Here is a 16,198-nt window from a genome sequence, read left to right as displayed (position 1 = left end):
CCTAGCCTACATGAGACGGCGGTCTTGAATGGCTTGCCGGTAGACCTCCTCCACCTGATCGGCCACCGTGGTCACGTCGTAGCGGTCCAGGAGCGCAATCTGGTCATGGCGCACGTTCCGCCTCCAGGAAGCGTCCCCCAGAGCCTGGGCAACTCGCCGGGACAGCAGTTCGGGGGTGTTGGGCGAGTCGACGGGCACCAGAGCCCGCTCATCGCCCATCAGGGTGGACCGGTAACCGGGATTGTCCCCGGCCAGCACCGGCGCCGTGCCCGAGGCGATGGCCTCCAGCAGGACGATGCCGAAGGACTCACCCCCGGTGGAGGGAAAGACGGTCAGGTCTGAGGAGGCCAGCAGGGCGGGCTTGTCCTTCTCATCCACAAAGCCGGGGAAAGCCACCGGGGTGCGCAGGACAGCGGCCTTCCGACGGCAGTCCTCCAGCAGCGGGCCCTTGCCGGCCATGGTCACATGCAGGCCCTCAGGCAGAATGCCGTCCCGCTCCCCCGCCTGGAGGGCCGAAAGCAGGATCCCAGCCCCTTTGCGGGCCACGAACCGTCCCAGAAAGACCAGATGCGGCCCCTGGCCGTGCAGTCGCGCCACCTCCTGATCTCCGGCGGCCTGTCGGGCCCGGCGCAGGGCAGCCACATCCACTGGATTGGCCACCACCCTGCTGGGCACACCGGCGGTCCGCCGGGCATAGCCGGCCGCCACAGGCGAGACCGCGATGACCCTGTCGATGCGCCTATGGGTTCTGCGGTTGATCATCCCCAGCAACCGGCCGCCCAAGAGCTGCAGGTTTCCCGTGGGGGCGATGTGGTAGGTGGCCACCAGGGCCGTTGCCGGATCTGCGGCCCGGATGACACGCCCGGCCAGGAAGGGGCTGTAGGGTGCCTGAACATGCAGCAGGTCGAAGTGCCCGGCCTCCAGGACCCGGCGGATGGGCGCCTTGGGCGCAGGCAGCGGTATGCGCATCCTGTTGCCGTTGAAGGAGACCATGACGTTACGGGATAGGGAATGAACCCCGTCAACCGGCGGATGGGCGGTCTGCCCGACCAGGTACTGGACCCTATGGCCCCGCCTGCCCAGCTCCCGTCCCAGGGTCAGAATGTGCTGCTGAACCCCGTCAAACACATCCAGGGTGTCATCGAAGACGAACCCGATGTTGAGCGTCACTGAGCGTCCTGGCCTGCTCCGGGCTCGATTCCTGCAGCTAGCTGACGACCCTTCAAGGCCAAGGCCACCAGGTGCCGGTCGGCGGCCTCCCGCGCCTGCTGCTCGTCGTTGCCCGAGTCCAGCTTGTCCACATAGATGGTCTCCACCTGGGCGACCTGGCAGTACTTGAGGAAGGTCTGCCTGCGCAGCTGGTTGTCCAGGGCCTCACCGACGCCGCTGGACTGGTACCATTCCTTTTCCCCGCCGGTCAGCATGATCAGCTCCACCCGGCGCCCGGCCAGGGCCCCCGGGGTTCCGTCAGCGTGGTAGGCGAAGCCCCGGCAGATGACCCGGTCGATGAAGCCCTTCATGATGGCCGGCATGCTGTACCAGTAGACGGGGAAGACCAGGGCCAGCACGTCCGCATCCTTGATACGCTCCTGCATGGCCTGGGCATCCTCGGGCATGGGTCCCTGGCCCAGGTAGTGGGTCCTGTCCTCCATGCCGAAGACGGGATTGAACCCCTCGGCGCAAAGGTCGATCAACTCGGTGCGAGCCCCGCCCTCGGCCGCACCGTCCAGCAGGGCGTTGCCCGCCGCATCGGTCAGACTCTTGGGTTCGGGGTTGGCCGTGACTGCCACGATCTTCATGGGGATTCGCTCCTTACATTCCATTTCGCGCCTGCACCGACTGCGTGCAGACCCTTGTCATTGTCAGCCCTGGCAAGGACGGCAACGCTGGTTTCGCAAATGCTTGACACTGCTCCTGGGCCCATCTATGTTATTGGGTGGTCGGTAGGTGAAGCTACCGCATGGACAAGGCATGCTGCCGCAAAGTGGTGGAGACACCCCGCGCAGGTCAACAGTCCCCGTCGGATCAAGGCAGGGACTAATGCAGGGCCAAATACCATGCGAAGCCGAAGCTTGAACGATGACAATGGTCGGCTCATGGCCGATCGCCACGCCGTCTTCGAGGCTGCCGACAGGGATGTTCCGCACCTTGGAGGGAGGCCATCGTGAATACTGTCGCACTGCCAGGAATGCTCCGTTCGCCACTGAACGACGACCGCAGCCAGGCATCGCGCTCCACCCGCATATGGACGGGTCTGGCCGTAGCCATAGGCGCTCTGGTCCTGCTGGGGGCCCTGGCCTATCTGCTGCCGGCCCTGGGCGCGCCCATCGGCCCGGCCGGGGTACCCTCGCACGTCTCCACCGACCCGGCCAACCTGCCCTACTACGCGCTTCGCTCCCTCTTCCGCATGTTCACGGCCCTGATCATCTCCCTGGTCTTCGCCTTCCTCTACGGCCTGGCCGCCGCGCGCTCCCGCCGCCTGGGCGCCGTGCTCATCCCCCTGCTGGACATTCTGCAGTCGGTGCCCGTCCTGGGCTTCCTGTCGGCCACCATCTCCATCTGGCTGGTCCTTTTCCCCGGGTCCATCATGGGCGTGGAGGCGGCCTCCATCTTCGCCATCTTCACCAGCCAGGCCTGGAACATGGCCTTCTCCTTCTATAACTCCCTGACCAGTGAGCCCGCCGACCTGGACGAGGCGGTGAGGCTGATGCGCCTGACCCGCTGGCAGCGCTTCTGGAAGCTGGACGTGCCCAACTCCATGATCCCCCTGCTCTGGAACTGCATGATGAGCATGGGCGGCGGCTGGTTCTTCCTGACCGCCTCCGAGATGATCTCGGTCAACAACAGGACCCTGGCCCTGCCCGGCATCGGCTCCTTCGTGGAGGAGGCCACCGCCGAGCAGGACCTGGGCAAGGTGGGCCTGGCCATCCTGACCATGATTGTGGTGGTCCTATTGATTGACTTCCTGCTCTGGAAGCCGCTGACCGCCTGGGCCGAGAAGTTCCGCTACACCAGCAGCCAGTCCACCGAGCCCCGGCGCAGCCTGGTGCTGACTGTCATCCGCCTGTCCGGGGTCAAGGACCTCTTGGGCCTGGTGGGCCATCCCCTGGCCGACCTGCTGGACCGGATCACCCGCCCCCTGGGCCGCACCGGGGCGCGCTGGAGCCGTGGCGGCGGACGCAGGCGGACAGGCGACCTGCTCTGGTGGGCCTGCCTGGCCCTGATCGGCCTGTGGGGTCTCTGGCAGCTGGACCGCCTGGTCATCCGCCCGCTGGGCCTGGGCGAGGTCGGCCACGTCTTCCAGCTGGGCCTGCTGACCTTCCTGCGGGTGCTGATCCTGATGGTGGTCTGCACCATCGTCTGGGTGCCCATCGGCGCCCTGATCGGCATGAATCCGCGCATCTCCCGCTACCTGCAGCCCCTGGTGCAGATTCTGGCCTCCTTCCCGGCCAACTTCATCTTCCCCTTCGTCACCATGGTCTTCATCATCTGGCGGATCGACATCAACTGGGGCAGCATCCTGCTCATGGCCCTGGGCACCCAGTGGTACATCCTCTTCAACGTCATCGCCGGGGCCTCGGCCATCCCCGACGACCTGCTGGAGATGTCGCGCAGCCTGGGCCAGAACCGCTGGCAGCGATGGAAGACCCTGATCCTGCCGGCCCTGTTCGGCTCCTGGTGCACCGGCGGCATCACAGCGGCCGGCGGGGCCTGGAACGCCTCCATCGTCTCCGAGGTGGTCTCCTACGGCAAGACGGAGCTGACGGCCAAGGGCCTGGGTGCCTACATCGCCCAGGTGACCGCCACCGGCGACACCCCCCGCATCATCCTGGGGGTGGCCGTCATGAGCATCTTCGTAGTCCTGGCCGACCGGTTCTTCTGGTCTCCCCTGCAATCACTGGCACAACGGCGCTATTCCCTGACATGAGAAGTCTGAGAGGTTCGACAATGACCAAGATCAATTCCAACGGGATCATCACGGCCGAGCACGTGACCAAGACCTACCAGTCCGACAAGGGCGCGGAGCTGACCGTCCTGGACAACATCGACTTCACCCTGCACGAGGGCGAGGTGGTGGCCATCCTGGGCCGCTCCGGCGCCGGCAAGTCCACCCTGCTGCGCATCCTGGCCGGCCTGGTCCCGGCCAGCAAGGGCAGCGTCGAATACCGGGGCAAGCAGCTGGACGGGCCCAACCCCGGCGTGGCCCTGGTCTTCCAGAGCTTCGCCCTGATGCCCTGGCTGACCGTCAAGGACAACGTCGAGCTGGGTCTGCAGGCCCGGGGCGTGCCCAAGAAGGAGCGTGAGAAACTCTCCCTGGCCGCCATCGACGCCATCGGCCTTGACGGCTTCGAAAGCGCCTACCCCAAGGAGCTATCCGGCGGCATGCGCCAGCGCGTGGGCATCGCCCGTGCTCTGGTCCTCAAGCCGGACGCCCTCTTCATGGACGAGCCCTTCTCGGCCCTGGACGTGCTGACAGCCGAGAATCTCCGCCAGGAGGTCCTCAAGGTCTGGTCCGAGGAGGCGGGCAGCGTCAAGTCGGTCCTGATCGTCACCCACAACATCGAGGAGGCGGTGGAGATGGCCGACCGGGTCCTGGTCCTGGACTCGCATCCCGGCCGGGTCATCGCCAACGTGCCCATCAACCTGGACAGGCCTCGGGACAAGCAGTCCGACCTCTTCCAGTCCTGCGTGGACTACCTCTACTCCATCCTGACCGGCCAGCGTGACAGCGAGGACATCCGCCGCCGTCTGCAGACCAAGGTGCGCAACCGTCAGGCCGTGCGGGACTCGGTTCGGGACGAGGACACCGCCGAACGCAACCTGCCCGACGCCACCCCCGGCGGCCTGGCCGGTCTGGCCGATGTCATGGTCAACCAGCCCAACGGCATGGACCTGGCCGACCTGGCTGCCAAACTCTCCTTCGAGGTGGACGACCTCTTCCCCCTGATCGACGCCGGACTCATGCTGGGCATCTTCCAGGCGGACAACGGGCACGTCAGGCTGACCGACCAGGGCCGTGCCTGGCACGACGCGGACATTCTGGAGAGCAAGGAGATGTTCTCACGGATGCTGATGGACCACGTTCCGCTGATCCGCATCATCGACCGGGCCCTGAAGAACAGCGACGACAAGAGCCTGCATGGCTCCCTGATCCTGGACCTGCTGCGGGCCCACCACTCGGACAAGGAGGCCGTCCAGCAGTTCGACACCGCCATCACCTGGGGCCGCTACGGCGAGCTCTTTGACTACGATGCCGACGACGACCGGCTGACCCTGGACCCGGAGAACCACACCGAGTGAGCAACTGCAACAGCTATGGCAGTTGCGGTCCCCTTGGGCTCCTAGAATGAGCATCGGGCGATGGAACCCGCCCGGGGCTTGAGCCCCGAACCGCAAACCGCTGATAGTTCCTGCACCACGATTCGACGACCCGTCTGTGGGCCGGGTGCAGGCACATGCCATCCAACCTGACCCTGCGGACGCTGATCCGTCGGGAACCGAGACCTCAATGACCAAACCCCCTACCGGACCTGATATGGCCACGGCCCTGGTGGTGATACTGGGCGGAACACTGGGCACCGGCTGCCGGTACGCCCTGAGCCTGCTGCCGAGCCAGAGCGGCCCACTGCATCCAGGAACCCTCCTGGCCAACCTAATCGCCTGCGCAGGTTACGCCCTGCTGACCGCCTTCCTGGCCGGGCTTCCCAAAAGCGCACATGCACGCCGAAGGCAGCTGACCAACAAGGGTCTGGGCATGGGCCTGTGCGGAGGGCTGTCGACCATGTCTACCCTCTCGCTGGAACTGGTCCAAGGCCTGTCGGGCGGTCAAGTCCAGGCAACACTTGCCTACCTGCTGGTCTCCTTTGCCGGAGGCCTGATGGCCTCCTGGGCCATGGCAGCACTGGGAACACGTCTGGCCGCACATATCCAGGCGGGTGCGCGATGACCATTGCATTGACATTGCTGATCTGCCTGTGCGGCGGCCTGGGTGCCGGACTTCGCTACCTGCTGGACACCCTGGTCAAGGCCCGCTGGCAGGTGGATCTGCCCCTGTCGACCATGGTCATCAACTTGTTGGCCGGATTGGCTGCAGGGCTGGTGGCCGCCCTGGCCACCTTCCACGGACTGCCTGACTGGGGACGGCTGCTGCTGGCCACAGGACTGCTGGGTGGCTTCTCCACTTTCTCGACAGCGGTCAACGAAGTGTTGGCCCTGGCTCGACAGAGACGGCACCTGGCAGCCCTGGGCTATCTAGCAGCTTCAATCTTCCTGCCGCCTCTGTTGACGGCCCTGGGCTTCCTGCTGGCCGGACCGGGCATATAGCAGGTCCAGCCAGCAATCAAGGCGTTCCGAAATCAGGCGCGAGCCGGTTCCGGACGACCCTGGGCGGAGTCGGCGGCAATCCCGAGACGGTCGTCATGCCGACGCCACCAGGCGGACAGAACCGAGCCGGAGATGTTGTGCCAGACGCTGAAGAAGGTGGAGGGGATGGCAACGATCGGGTCGGCCGCGAAGGCCTGCAGGGCCAGGGTCGCGCCCAGCCCGGAATCCTGCATGCCCACCTCGAAGGTGATGGCCTTCTGCTGGGCGTAGCGGAACCCCTTGGGGTAGATGCGGTACATGAGCCGGCTGAAGAGGAAGCCCAGCCCGTACCCGCACAGGTTGTGGAGCATGACCACCGGCAGAACCAGGGCAGTGGCGGCGGTGAAGAGCTTGGCATGGTTGACGGAGACGACCACGCCGATGATGACCAGGATGGCGATCTGCGAGACTGCCGGCAGGGCCACGGTCACCTTCTGCACCTTCTCCTTGAAGATGGCGTGGACGGCCAGGCCCAGGGCGATGGGGATCAGCACCACCTCAAGGGCGGTCAGGAAGAGCTGCTTGGTGGGGATGGCCACATACTGGCTGGCCAGCAGGTTCATCAGCATGGGGATCATGAAGGGCGCGCAAAGCGTGGAAAGCAGGCCTATGGACACGTCCAGGGCCACATCGCCGCGCGACAGGTAGGACATGACGTTGGAGGAGGTCCCCGAAGGGCAGCAGCCCACCAGGATGACTCCCACAGCGATCATGCCGTCCAGCCGGAAGATGCGGCAGAGCAACACGGCCAGCAGGGGCATGATCAGGTAATGGGCTATGGTGCCGACGATGACCATGAGCGGCATCTTGACGATTCGCTTGAAATCGTCCAGGCTCAGGGTCAGTCCCATGCCGAAGAGAATAATGCTCAGGAAGTAGTTGGTGTAGCTGCGGGCCCAAATGCTAATCTGCGGGACAAAGAAGTTGATGGCGGCCCAAACTAGGACCACCAGAATGAACCACTTAGTCAACCAGTCACTGAACCGCTGCACCTTTTGCATGATTCCTGACCACTTCCTCTCGATAGTTCTCTCTGTTGTAGGGGCAAAATTAGGAAACCCAAGTCGAGAGCGCAGGTGAATGGTCACATTTTGGACGTGCTGAAATTCACTTGACCAGGACGGGCGTGCCGGCGGGCACGGACTGCATGATCCATAGGGCGTCGGGCGCGGTCAGTCGGATGCAACCGTGGGAGCTAGGGCGGACACCCAGCAAGTCAGCCTCCTCCTTGATGTAGCTTCCGCTGGAATCAGTGGGGACCGAGTGGAAGAGGAAGACCCCGTGGTTCAGAAAGCTGGTGTAGTAACGGGCGCCCATCCCCTCCCTGGGGTTGTAGAAGTGGTCGCCGCGCTCAGACTGGATACGGAAGCTGCCCCTGGGCGTGGAATCGTCCATGCCCGTCGAGGCGTACATGGTGTATAGCAGTTGAGACCCGTCGCGCACATAGACCCGCTGGTCCCGTAGACTGACCTCCAAGGAGAGTCCGGGATGGGCCGCAGGATCCGGGTAATCGACCTGCTGCGAGGGCTTGAGCCAATCGACAGGCTGAGTGGAGGAGCTAGCAGAGTCTGTCTTCTCAACCTTTGTCTGCTCCTCATCTGGTTCCTTTGTGTGCCTCTTTGTCGCTGATGAAGAGGAGGACTCGGATTTACCGGAATGATGCGCCTTGGGAAATTGTCTCGCCGAAACAGTGGCTGTGCTGGAAGCGCTCGCACCTGCTGATCGTTCCGCATGAGCCGCATCCACTGGCTGGATCCGGTTGACGATCAGGACTGTCAGCAACAGCGTCAACAGGGCGGTTGTCACTACCACAGGCGTGCGGCGGATGGGGTCCAGCAGCCAACGGAGCACGGCAAGCACACGCCGCTTAAGGCGTTTGCCATCTAATCCCCAGACAGCCATGTCCTTCCCCTTCGTCGCCATCGAACGAACCTGTATGCACAGTTCATTTTAGCGGCAGAAGGAAACAAGGCGGACTCAGCCTTTCAGCACCTGCCTGGCCCAATCCTCCAGCAGGTCGCACACCAGGGCGGTCTGCTCGATCTGCACATTGTGACCGGCCCGGTCCAGCAGCGAGTAGGAGGCCCGGGGGAAGCGGCAGGCCAGGTCGAACTGGTCCAGGTAGCCCACACGGTCATCCTGACGGCCGCAGACGAAGAGCACAGGGGCTATGAATCCGGACCAGACCTGGTCGAATTCCATATCCAGCTGGTAGTGCCCCTCCATTCGAGCCACCGTGTCGGCATCGGCCGAACGAATACCGGGCATGATGGTGTGCTGGTAGGCCTCAAGATGCTCCCTGGACTCCACCACAGCCATCTGCCGGTAGGCATGCCTGGTGAACTCGTCCACATCGGCCAGGCCCTGGTCGTCCTGGACCAGCACCTGACGCGGGGGCAGGCGTCTGTGGGCGGTCACCGGATCGACCACCGAGGAGAGCAGGGCCATCCCCCGGCAACGGTCCAACCGACCGGCGGCGGCATGGCGGCTGAGCAACCCGCCCAGGGAGTTACCCACCAGGGCGAAGGGGCCGCCACCGCTGAAAATGTCCACCTGGTCATCCAGCCACCGGGCCAGACCGTCCAGATCGAGGATAGACGGGTCGGGCGGTGTGCGGCCGAAGCCAGGCTGGTCCAGGTAAATCCGCTCGAAGCCGCCGACCCGCTCAAAGACGGGGTCCAGGTCGTCGAAGATGTGGTGGTCCACACCTGACCCGTGCACAAAGATCAGCGGCAGCCCATGACCCCGGCGAATGGCGAACCCGGGCTTGGAGTTCACTTCTTTGAACCGGAGGGGATGCCGGTCTTGAACTCCACGATGTCGCCGTCCTGCATGACGTAGTCCTTGCCCTCAAGGCGCATCTTGCCCTCCTCACGCACCTTGGCGTAGGAGCCGTCGGCGGCCACAAAGTCGTCGTAGGAGACCACCTCGGCCTTGATGAAGCCCTTCTCGAAGTCGGTGTGGATGACACCGGCGGCCTGGGGGGCGGTCCAGCCCTTGTGGATCTGCCAGGCGCGCACCTCCTTGACCCCGGCGGTCAGGAAGGTCTGCAGACCGAGGATGTCGAAGCCCACCCGGGCCAGCTGGTCCAGTCCGGACTCCTTGAGCCCGGCGTCGGTCAGCATCTCTCGCGCATCGGCCTCATCCAGCTCGGTCAGCTCGGACTCGAACTGGGCGTTGAGGAAGATGGCGGGCGCAGGAGCCACGGAGTCGGCCAGCTGCTTCTTCATGTCCTCGTTCTGCAGCTCGTCGTCGTCCACATTGAAGACGTAGATGAAGGGCTTGGCGGTCATCAGATGCAGGTCGTAGAGCTCGTCCTTGTCGATGTCCCCGGCCTGGGCCGCCTGGTCGATGGTCCGCCCCTGGCCCAGAATCTCCTTGGCCTTGCGGACGGTGTCCAGGTAGGCGGGCTTGATCTTGCCGCCGCGCTGGTCCTTCTCCAGCTTGGGCAGGGCCTTGTCGATGGTCTGCATGTCGGCCAGGATCAGCTCGGTGTTGATGGTGTCGATGTCGTCGGCCGGATCCACCTTGCCGTTGACGTGGACGATGTCGTCGTCATTGAAGGCACGGACCACCTCGCAGATGGCGTCGGCCTCGCGGATGTTGGCCAGGAACTGGTTGCCCAGCCCCTCCCCCTCCGAGGCCCCCTTGACGATGCCGGCGATGTCCACGAAGGTGACCGTGGCGGGCACGATCTTGTCCGTGTGGACCAGCTTGGCCAGGACGGGCAGACGGTCGTCGGGCAGGGGCACGATGCCGGTGTTGGGCTCGATGGTGGCGAAGGGGTAGTTCTCCGCCAGAACGTTGTTGCGGGTGAGGGCGTTGAAGAGTGTGGACTTGCCAACGTTGGGCAGCCCGACGATTCCTATGGTTAACGACATATCCACCAGTCTATTGCCCGGACTGCCCCGGCGTGGCTCCCCCTAGTCGCCGCGCTCCACCGCATCGATGGCCTCGATGACCGCTCCACGGAAGCCGTGCTTCTCCAGGGATGCGACCCCCTTGATGGTGGTTCCGCCCGGCGAACAGACCGCGTCCTTCATGGCCCCGGGGTTGGTGCCGGTGGCCAGGTAGAGGGCTCCGGTCCCCTGCACCATGCGAGCCGCCAGCCGGTAGGCCGCCTGCCTGGGCAGCCCGTGCTCCACCCCGGCGTCGGCCAGGGCCTCCATGTACATGGCCGTGTAGGCGGGCGCGCATCCGGCGATGGTCGTGCCCACCGAGACCAGCTCCCGGGGCAGACGCTCGATCATGGCCACCGGGTCGAAGACCTGGGTGAAAAGCTCCCGCTGCTGGTCGGTCAGGGTATCGTCCTCCTGGGTGACCAGAATCCCCTGCCCTACCGAAATGGGGGTGTTGGGAATGGCGCAGATCAGGTGGGTGCCCTCCTCCAGGATGTCGGCATAGTCCTCAAGGGTCATGCCGCCCACCACCGAGAGGACCATGCGGTCCGGGTCAGCCAGCTCATGGCGGATGGGTTCGCAGACCTGGGCCACCTGCTCCGGTTTGACGGCCAGAATCACCAGGTCGGCGGCCGCAGCCACCTCGGTGCCGGAGTGCATTGGCCGCACTCCAAGCTGGGCCGTCCGCTCCACCAGGCGATCGTAGTGGGCTGCGCAAGCCACAATCCGGCCGCCGGGCAGCACGCCTGCGTCGACCAGGCCCTGGGCCATGGCCTGGGCCATGTTGCCGTATCCGATGAATCCGAGAGTCAATGAGTCCGTGTTCATGCCCTCAAGTCTAGCCGCGCGCCGGGAAGAGCCCCTCCAGATCGCCGCGCTCCAGGGCCAGCCGGTAGAGGTGGGCGAAGACCCTGTCCCCGTGCAGCCCGTCGTGCTCGAACTCGTTGGTCACCCAGGCATGGGCGTGGCCCACGCGCGAGAGGGTGTCCAGCTGAAGCTCGGAGGGCACGTAGAGGTCGTCGGCATAGACCGCGGCCTGCAGGGGTACCTGATTGTCGGCAAGGCGGTCGGGTTCGTACAGGTGGCCCCAGGAGCCCTCCTCCATGAGCAGGCTGACCGCCGGGCCGAAGGGACGCAGGGCCGACTCCTGCTCGAACATCCAGGGGAAGATCGCCTCCCCGGTGAACATGAGCGGACGGGCAGCAGTGTCGAATTCAGGACGGGCATCGCGCACCCGCTGCGCAGCCCAGCGCAGGGGTTCGCAGTCCCCGTCGGCGTAGATGAACTCCTGCAGGGGCCAGTAGAGCGGTGTAACGGCAGTGGCCGCCCGCACCCCCTCCAGGAAGGCCTGCGAGAGGGTGGCCCGGGAGCTGCTAGCGCCGGAAGCGGGCAGGCTGCCGTCGCCGTCCAGGAAGGCCGTGTCCAACAGCCAGTGGAGACGCTCGAACCCGCCGCTCTTGCCCAGGTCGGCACCCAGGGTCTGCAGCCGCTCCACGCTCAGGGGGTCGCCACCGGGCAGGACCACATCGCCCTGGGCCAGCCGGTCGGCAATGGCCGCCACACGGTCTCGGTCCCCTGGATAGCGCTGATAGAAGATCTGGGACCGCTGGGCCATCTTGGTGAAGGTATGGGAATAGAGCTCATAGGCATCAGCGGGGATGTGGGGCACGCCTCCGGTGGTAAAAGCCGCAGCAATACCTTCGGGGAAGTTCGACAGGTAGGCCATGGTCAGGAAGCCGCCGAAACTCTGCCCAAGGGTCACCCAGGGACGGCCGGCGAAGACCGAGCGACGCAGGTGCTCGAAGTCCCTGATGATGGAGTCCGCCAGAAAATGCTTCAGATAGTCGGCCTGGGCCCGGGGCTCACCCAAGGAGGCCATGGTGGAGCCATCAATGGCGTTGGACCGGCCCGTACCCCGCTGGTCGGGCAGGACAATGCGGAAGTGGCGCAGGGCCTCAGGCATCCACCCGTCGGCAGTGGCGTTCAACGGCCGTGGGGCGCCCGAGCCTGGTCCGCCCTGCAGGTAGACCAGCAGCGGCAGGTCATCGTGGATGTGCTCGGGGGCACAGACCACGCGGTAGAAGCAGCGGATGACCCCCTGGTCCGAATGATCTTCGGCTCGCCAGACGCCAGGTTCACTGCCCGCCCAGTCCAAGGGAACGGGGATGGACCCCTCACTCACGTAGAGTCCCGGCAGATAGTATCCCTGGTTGGTCATACGCTGGCTCCTTTCTTTCAGGTCAGTCGGGTTCATTGTCCCCGGGCGGTTGGACCTGGCTCCTGTGTGTTGTCCGTGGGCTGGGTGGTAGGGTGAAAAGCGGGGGATGTCGAGAAGACGGCTGGCTTCGCCATTGGCTCCTGCAATCCGATGCACGGGCTGGCGTTAGAAGACCGGAAGGCTTCCGACAAGCAAGGCGTTTACAGACAAGCGGCGTTGATTCCGTTTGGTGTTTGGTGAAGGGGTTTTGGTTTCATGCATCTGGTTTCCCGTCTGCGTCGCACCTTGGCGATGACGACCGTCCTGCTGGGAATGCTTGCAGGCCTGGGCGTCGCATCCGCCCAGGCGGACGCTCCCATCCTCACCGGGGGGGGGGGGTCGTCAGACCCCTCGCGTAGCTGAGCAAAACCCCGGCACCCTCCCCAGCAGCGCACCAGATACCCCACTGCCCACATCCTCACCGATACAAGCCACCACACCGTTAAGCCCGACAGCAAGTTCAGAAATCCCGTCATCGAGGACGGGAACGCCTGAAAACACAGACCCCGCTTCAACCAAGCCATCCAATAAGACAGACAATCAAGCCACACACACTGTACGCTTCGACCCGGCCGACGGCAGCAAACCCACCCAAACGACCGTGAAAACCGGGACTCTCGCCGCTCCCCCGCAGCAGAATCCGCAGCGACCCGGATTCCGGTTCGACGGGTGGATGCTTGACGGCCAGCCTTTCGACTTCCGGACCCCCGTCCTCCAGGACACGACCCTGAAAGCCCAGTGGACGAAGACCACGGACTGGACGCTGAACCCTGACCACGGGCCCGCCGCCGGCGCAAGGCTGACCATCAGCCCGCCCAGCCTGCAGGAGCCCTACTACGTCAGCGTCCGAGCCGCAGGCGGCCAGCTTGTCGGCCTGACCGGCGACGGCCGCATCTACACCTGGACACAAGACAGCCCGCCCAAGCAGGTTCCCTTCCCCGCCCAGGCTGCCGACGGGTTCCGCTACCTGCAGGCCGCAGCAGGCAGCCGCCGGCAGGCGGCTCTCGGATCCGACCAGAAGATATACACCTGGACCAGCCGACAGCCCGCACCCACCATCCTCGACACCAGCCAGAGCACCCAATTCAGCAGCATCAGTATCAACGACAACCTCCTGCTCGCCGTGGACCAGCGGGGACAGGTCCACGCCTTCCAAGACAACCAAGACCAAGACCCGAAAGTCACAGAACAGGCCACACTCAGCCTGCCCGGACAGGCGCAGGCCGTCACCGCCTCCTCCGGCAGCCAGGCTCTCATCGTGGACGCGGACGGGCAAGCCTGGACGAGTGATACAACAAACACCGGCAACGTCCAACCCGAGCACATCAGGCAGAACCCGGGCATGCGCATCGTCCAAGCCCAGGTCCTCAGCCAGGGGTTCCTCCTCCTGGATGCGGACGGGCAGCCCCGGTACCTGGCTGGCAGCACAGCCATTCCTGCAACCGTCGGCCTGCCGGACGGCGTGCAAGCCAGCCGGATCACCACAAGCAATGACCAGGCCGTCATCACCGATACGGACGGCCACATTTGGGCCTGGAAGCCCGGCAAAACCCCCAAGCGCGCGGACGACGGGAGCCAGCAGTACATGCAGGCCGCCGCTGCCGGCAGCAGGATCAGCGCCATCAGCAGGCAGGGCGGCATGCTCGCGTGGAGCATGGATGCCCAAGGCAACCCCGGCAAACCCGTCAGGCTCGACACCGCCACAGCGTCCATCCTGGAATCAGCCAGCCTGGACGGCCACGCATTGACGCTCAGCAGGAGCAACGATGCCTGGCAGGCGGAGATCCCCGCCCGCAAGCCGGGGCCAGCCGCCATCCTCATCACCGGCAGGCAGGACGGGCAGCCTTTCGCCAGGAGCCTTGCGTACACGGTCGACCAGCCGCTGACCAGAGGCGCCGGACAACGATCCGCGTTCACGGTCCGCTTCGACACGGGCGGCGGAAGCCCGAAACCGGCGGACCAGCATGTCTCCGCCCCGTACGGCAGGGTGAAGCGCCCCTCCCCCGACCCTGTGCGGGAAGGCTTCCTGTTCGACGGCTGGTTCACCGGGGATGTCGCCTATGATTTCAGCAGGCCCGTCGGCAAGGACCTGACCCTGACCGCCCACTGGACGCCGGCAGGCCGGAACAGCACGTGGAGCATCAGCCCTAATAAGGGCAGCCAGCTGGGCAGGGAATCCACCACCATCACCCCGCCGGACAGCGCCAGCCGGGGCATCAGGTTCAGCCAGGTCAGCGGAAGCAAAGACTTCAGCTATGGTTTTTCCCTGGCGGTGGGCAGCGACGGGAACGCCTACGCCTGGGGATACAACACCTATGGCCAGCTCGGCGACGGGACAACAAACCCCCGGTCTGCGCCGGTCAAAGTGGGGAAGCCTGCAGGCGCGCCTGCGGATTTCACCTACCTGCAGGTCAGCGCAGGATACTGGCATTCGTTGGCCGTGGGCAGCGACGGCAACGCCTACGCCTGGGGATTTAACACCTATGGCCAGCTCGGCGAGGGGACGAACAGCAGCTACCGGAATACGCCGGTCAAAGTGGGGAAGCCTGCAGGCGCGCCTGCGGATTTCACCTACCTGCAGGTCAGCGCCGGATGGCAGCATTCCCTGGCCCTGGGCAGCGACGGCAACGCCTACGCCTGGGGATCCAACACCTATGGCCTGCTCGGCGAGGGGACGAACAGCAGCTACCGGAATACGCCGGTCAAAGTGGGGAAGCCTGCAGGCGCGCCTGCGGATTTCACCTACCTGCAGGTCAGCGCAGGATACTGGCATTCGTTGGCCGTGGGCAGCGACGGCAACGCCTACGCCTGGGGATACAACTACTATGGCCAGCTCGGCAACGGGACGAGCACCGACCAGCATACGCCGGTCAGGGTGAGGACGCCTGACCGCAAGGCGTACCCGGACCTGCCTGCGGATTTCACCTACGTGCAGGTCAGCGCAGGATACTGGCATTCGTTGGCCGTGGGCAGCGACGGCAACGCCTACGCCTGGGGATCAAACGGCTATGGCCAGCTCGGCAACAACACCAGCGGCAGCACTTCGTCTGTTCCTGTGCGCGTGCGCGACCCCGACAACCCCACCGACAAGAGCCAAGGGCTGCAAGCCGCACAGCTCAGCGCCGGAGGCCATCATTCGTTGGCCGTGGGCAGCGACGGGAACGCCTGGGCCTGGGGATGGAACGGCTATGGCCAGCTCGGCAACAACAGCATCCCCACAGGGCTATATAACAGTAAAGCCCAGAGCCCTGTTCCTGTGCCGGTGTCGTTCAACCTGGCTCTGGCGATCACCGGCGTCAGGTTCGACCAGACCCCCGCATCAGGCCTGACGCGCGGCGACGGCAGCAGCGTCACCGTGACCACGCCCCCGCACCAGCCGGGCACAGTCACCGTCAGCGTCGACTACACGCTCGGCAGCGCACCCCAAACGCCCGACACATCCTTGAAGTACACGTACCTGCCAGCAGGCATGCTCCCCAAGGCCGGCGGGGAAGGCATCCTGCTCACCCTGGCCACCGGCATGACCGGCATGGGCGGGGTCCTGGCATCCCGCCGCCACCGGCAGGAAACACGCCGACTATTGCACGCTTTGCACGAGTAAGAGCGGCCGGGCGGCATATCAATCCCCCCGCCCCCGGCCCATCAAGGGGGAGCAGGGAGGACAAGTGCCACTTAAAGG

General features: G+C 65.1%; 12 protein-coding genes, 1 pseudogene and 2 riboswitches. Of the genes and pseudogenes, 5 read left to right on the top strand and 8 right to left on the bottom strand.

The window, feature by feature from the left end; translation table 11 throughout:
• Positions 1–6: 6 nt before the first annotated feature.
• Together AACP62_RS03470 and AACP62_RS03465 are read right to left on the bottom strand one after the other, a co-directional pair.
• Complete coding sequence (locus tag AACP62_RS03470; protein WP_339346335.1) at positions 7–1,170, bottom strand: glycosyltransferase family 4 protein; 1,164 nt, start codon at positions 1,168–1,170, stop codon at positions 7–9.
• Positions 1,167–1,799, bottom strand: coding sequence for an NAD(P)H-dependent oxidoreductase (locus AACP62_RS03465; RefSeq protein WP_339346333.1), 633 nt, complete (start codon positions 1,797–1,799; stop codon positions 1,167–1,169). Before AACP62_RS03465 ends, AACP62_RS03470 begins: the two co-directional genes overlap by 4 nt.
• A gap of 133 nt (positions 1,800–1,932) precedes the next feature.
• Positions 1,933–2,091: riboswitch (M-box (ykoK) riboswitch) on the top strand.
• Between the two features lie 97 nt (positions 2,092–2,188).
• On the opposite strand from AACP62_RS03465, the gene AACP62_RS03460 reads away from it, so the two are divergent.
• The 4 genes from AACP62_RS03460 (at position 2,189) to AACP62_RS03445 (ending at position 6,324) form a co-directional block, all read left to right on the top strand.
• Positions 2,189–3,928, top strand: coding sequence for an ABC transporter permease (locus tag AACP62_RS03460; RefSeq protein WP_339346537.1), 1,740 nt, complete (start codon positions 2,189–2,191; stop codon positions 3,926–3,928).
• Positions 3,929–3,948: 20 nt separating this feature from the next.
• Positions 3,949–5,301: an ABC transporter ATP-binding protein gene (locus AACP62_RS03455; RefSeq protein WP_101432515.1), complete on the top strand. Its 1,353-nt coding sequence runs from the start codon at positions 3,949–3,951 to the stop codon at positions 5,299–5,301.
• Positions 5,302–5,348: 47 nt separating this feature from the next.
• A riboswitch (Fluoride riboswitch) is annotated at positions 5,349–5,421 on the top strand.
• An 88-nt stretch (positions 5,422–5,509) separates the two neighbouring features.
• The gene (locus tag AACP62_RS03450) at positions 5,510–5,947 is read left to right on the top strand and encodes a FluC/FEX family fluoride channel (protein ID WP_339346329.1); all 438 of its coding nucleotides are present in this window, start codon (positions 5,510–5,512) and stop codon (positions 5,945–5,947) included.
• A complete protein-coding gene (locus tag AACP62_RS03445) occupies positions 5,944–6,324 on the top strand; it encodes a fluoride efflux transporter FluC (protein WP_339346327.1) in 381 nt (126 codons plus the stop codon). The genes AACP62_RS03450 and AACP62_RS03445 overlap by 4 nt, the downstream gene beginning before the upstream one ends.
• A gap of 32 nt (positions 6,325–6,356) precedes the next feature.
• Here the strand turns inward: AACP62_RS03445 and AACP62_RS03440 are convergent, their stop codons facing one another.
• The 6 genes from AACP62_RS03440 to AACP62_RS03415 form a co-directional block, all read right to left on the bottom strand.
• The gene (locus AACP62_RS03440) at positions 6,357–7,364 is read right to left on the bottom strand and encodes a bile acid:sodium symporter family protein (RefSeq protein WP_198219181.1); all 1,008 of its coding nucleotides are present in this window, start codon (positions 7,362–7,364) and stop codon (positions 6,357–6,359) included.
• Between the two features lie 106 nt (positions 7,365–7,470).
• Positions 7,471–8,286, bottom strand: a complete 816-nt coding sequence (locus AACP62_RS03435; protein WP_339346324.1) for a L,D-transpeptidase — start codon at positions 8,284–8,286, stop codon at positions 7,471–7,473.
• 54 nt (positions 8,287–8,340) lie between these two features.
• Positions 8,341–9,141, bottom strand: coding sequence for an alpha/beta fold hydrolase (locus AACP62_RS03430; RefSeq protein WP_339346322.1), 801 nt, complete (start codon positions 9,139–9,141; stop codon positions 8,341–8,343).
• A complete protein-coding gene (ychF, locus tag AACP62_RS03425; RefSeq protein ID WP_029678472.1) occupies positions 9,138–10,244 on the bottom strand; it encodes a redox-regulated ATPase YchF in 1,107 nt (368 codons plus the stop codon). Before ychF ends, AACP62_RS03430 begins: the two co-directional genes overlap by 4 nt.
• A 42-nt stretch (positions 10,245–10,286) precedes the next feature.
• Complete coding sequence (gene proC, locus AACP62_RS03420; RefSeq protein WP_339346318.1) at positions 10,287–11,090, bottom strand: pyrroline-5-carboxylate reductase; 804 nt, start codon at positions 11,088–11,090, stop codon at positions 10,287–10,289.
• A 10-nt stretch (positions 11,091–11,100) separates the two neighbouring features.
• On the bottom strand, positions 11,101–12,480 hold the full coding sequence (locus tag AACP62_RS03415; RefSeq protein WP_339346315.1) for an alpha/beta fold hydrolase: 1,380 nt from the start codon (positions 12,478–12,480) through the stop codon (positions 11,101–11,103).
• Positions 12,481–12,735: 255 nt separating this feature from the next.
• Between AACP62_RS03415 and AACP62_RS03405 the strand changes: the two are divergent.
• Positions 12,736–16,120, top strand: a pseudogene (locus AACP62_RS03405) (InlB B-repeat-containing protein).
• The last annotated feature ends 78 nt before the right edge of the window (positions 16,121–16,198 follow it).

The sequence above is a fragment of the Bifidobacterium apis genome (genome assembly GCF_036986835.1).
GTDB classification, from domain to species: domain Bacteria; phylum Actinomycetota; class Actinomycetes; order Actinomycetales; family Bifidobacteriaceae; genus Bombiscardovia; species Bombiscardovia apis_A.
The sequence above is the reverse complement of the archived record's forward strand: the minus strand, read 5'-3'. Positions and strand labels throughout refer to the sequence as shown.